General features: G+C 34.4%; 4 protein-coding genes. 2 read left to right on the forward strand and 2 right to left on the reverse strand.

Annotated elements, in window-relative coordinates; genetic code table 11:
* Positions 1-194 precede the first annotated feature (194 nt).
* Together HMPREF3179_RS11935 and HMPREF3179_RS12485 are read left to right on the forward strand one after the other, a co-directional pair.
* A complete protein-coding gene (locus HMPREF3179_RS11935; RefSeq protein ID WP_225792262.1) occupies positions 195-719 on the forward strand; it encodes a T6SS effector amidase Tae4 family protein in 525 nt (174 codons plus the stop codon).
* 15 nt (positions 720-734) lie between these two features.
* Positions 735-1,157 (forward strand): hypothetical protein, encoded by a 423-nt coding sequence (locus HMPREF3179_RS12485; protein ID WP_225792261.1) that lies wholly within the window; start codon positions 735-737, stop codon positions 1,155-1,157.
* A gap of 42 nt (positions 1,158-1,199) precedes the next feature.
* On the opposite strand, the gene HMPREF3179_RS03485 is transcribed toward HMPREF3179_RS12485, so the two are convergent.
* Together HMPREF3179_RS03485 and HMPREF3179_RS03490 are read right to left on the reverse strand one after the other, a co-directional pair.
* Positions 1,200-1,439 carry an EexN family lipoprotein gene (locus HMPREF3179_RS03485; protein ID WP_141743433.1) on the reverse strand — a complete coding sequence of 80 codons (240 nt, stop codon included), beginning with the start codon at positions 1,437-1,439 and terminating at the stop codon, positions 1,200-1,202.
* A 24-nt stretch (positions 1,440-1,463) separates the two neighbouring features.
* On the reverse strand, positions 1,464-1,766 hold the full coding sequence (locus HMPREF3179_RS03490) for a hypothetical protein (protein WP_036561411.1): 303 nt from the start codon (positions 1,764-1,766) through the stop codon (positions 1,464-1,466).
* Between the last annotated feature and the right edge of the window lie 167 nt (positions 1,767-1,933).

The raw sequence follows: 1,933 nt of genomic DNA on the forward strand, positions 1-1,933 counted from the left end.
TTTAGAGGGTGACAACTATCCTGACATAGAGAGGTTTACAAGCTTTTGTTGTCCTACGTCAATGCTGAATTAGTAATTTCGGTGATCATTAAATACTAAATGTAAATAATAATTATTCTTACTCAATGAAATAATACTGAAATACATTAGCTATTACACTAGTAGCGTCTATCTAGTTTTTTAGGAGGAATGGCATGAGTAAACCTAATTTTATGAGAATCTGGAATGAGTTTCCGGATCATATGAAATATCCAACGATGAAGGATTTATTTACTTGGCAGGGTGGACAAGCAGAAAGAAATATCTATGCAGAGGGATTTGGTCCTGGAGGTAACACATGTGCCAGTCGATTGAGTATTGCCTTCAATCGAGGAGGTTGGCCAATTAATGCGGCTGTTGCTGCCTCAGTTGGTGCTAATACAGTAAAAGCAGCTGATGGTTCTCGTATTATTTATAGGGTTAGAGAACTAGAATCATATCTCGCGAAAATGCTTGGAAAGTCAGGTGATATTGACACAACTATGCCATTTGATAGTGAGATCAAAGGTAGGCGAGGTATTATTGTATTTAGAGTAGGTTGGAGAAATGCTACTGGTCATATAGCTCTATTTAATGGTCAGACTTATCGTGAGCCGAGTCATGATGATTATTCGCGTTATATTGATTCGAGTATGCCAACAACACGTACTAAACAAAGTTTATTTTGGGAATTTAATTAGGGATAAATCAAAATCATGTTAAAAAAAGCCATAATTACACTAATATTGAGTCTCCCTTTAAGCGTTTGGGCACAACCCACGAGTGATGTTGATGCTCAACAAGCACTTATCCATGATTTAAATGCTTTAGCTAATGCGTCTTGCCTTATAAAACAGAAGGATGCTTACTTGCAGAATGCTGGGTATATTTGGGCAAACTCACTTGCAGAGGGAAATATGGAGTTTAATCTTGAGACTGTTCTTTTACCAATGAAAGCCGCTATTGAAAAGGCAATTGCTAATACACCTATGTATTCCGTTCCTTCTGAGCAGCCACCGCTTAAAAGTCAGGCCTTACCAATTGCTTATTGTTTTGATGTTATTTACCAACCTAATGTTCAAGCGTTAATTCGAGAGTTAAGCAAAAAATATAGTCGATTAGGTAAAAAACCAAATTAATATAGCGTTAATCAAACTTAACCGCTTTTTTCAGGCGGTTTTTTATTGGGCTTCAATAAGAGCGTTCTGTGCTGCTTCACACTCTACATCTTTGGCTATTTTTCCCATCGTATTTGTATTTTGACTCATCGCTGCTTGGAACATTTTTGCTTCACATTCTTCTTTCTTAGCTCGTGCTTTATCGATATTTTTCAAATAATAGTTTTTATCTTTTGGTGATTCTCCGCAAGCTACTAATGCTGTAGATAAAGATACGGCTAATAGTACTAATACTTTTTTCATAGTCATCCGTTAATAAAAGTAGTGTTAATAATCCTCATCAGAGTAATCTAAAATATCACTAACGTGAAAATTTACTATTTCTCCTTGGTATATTGTATCCAAATCCTTAAGATTTATTCTTCCTCCTCGTATATCTTCAGTGATATTTTTAAACTTAGCTATACCATATTGAGTCTGAGGATTCCAAGACGTAATTTCGAGTTTTGATGAATAATTAAAATTAGATTGGGGAAAAGAAATATTTAAAATAATAAAGCCCCCTGTTTTAATTTGAGAAATTTTTTTGGCTGATATTGAAGAATTGTGGGGTGTAATCACTGTTAACATAGATCATCTTCATAGTTGATATGAGTTAAATAAAATAATGATATTTTCTAAATTCTCTTAGTTGCGGTAATATGGACCTCATTATCGGTATTTGTCAAGATAGTTGTCACTCATACTTAAAATTTTAAGCTGCTTTTTTACTTTAATATCATTCTCCGGATTTAACG

It is taken from the genome of Oligella sp. HMSC09E12 (assembly GCF_001808505.1).
Lineage (GTDB): Bacteria > Pseudomonadota > Gammaproteobacteria > Burkholderiales > Burkholderiaceae_B > Oligella > Oligella urethralis.

What these genes read in the sequence shown, in the direction of transcription:
- HMPREF3179_RS03485 (WP_141743433.1), bottom strand. Translation starts at nt 1,439, where the DNA reads ATGAAAAAAGTATTAGTACTATTAGCCGTATCTTTATCTACAGCATTA.
- HMPREF3179_RS12485 (WP_225792261.1), top strand. Translation starts at nt 735, where the DNA reads ATGTTAAAAAAAGCCATAATTACACTAATATTGAGTCTCCCTTTAAGC.
- HMPREF3179_RS11935 (WP_225792262.1), top strand. Translation starts at nt 195, where the DNA reads ATGAGTAAACCTAATTTTATGAGAATCTGGAATGAGTTTCCGGATCAT.
- HMPREF3179_RS03490 (WP_036561411.1), bottom strand. Translation starts at nt 1,766, where the DNA reads ATGTTAACAGTGATTACACCCCACAATTCTTCAATATCAGCCAAAAAA.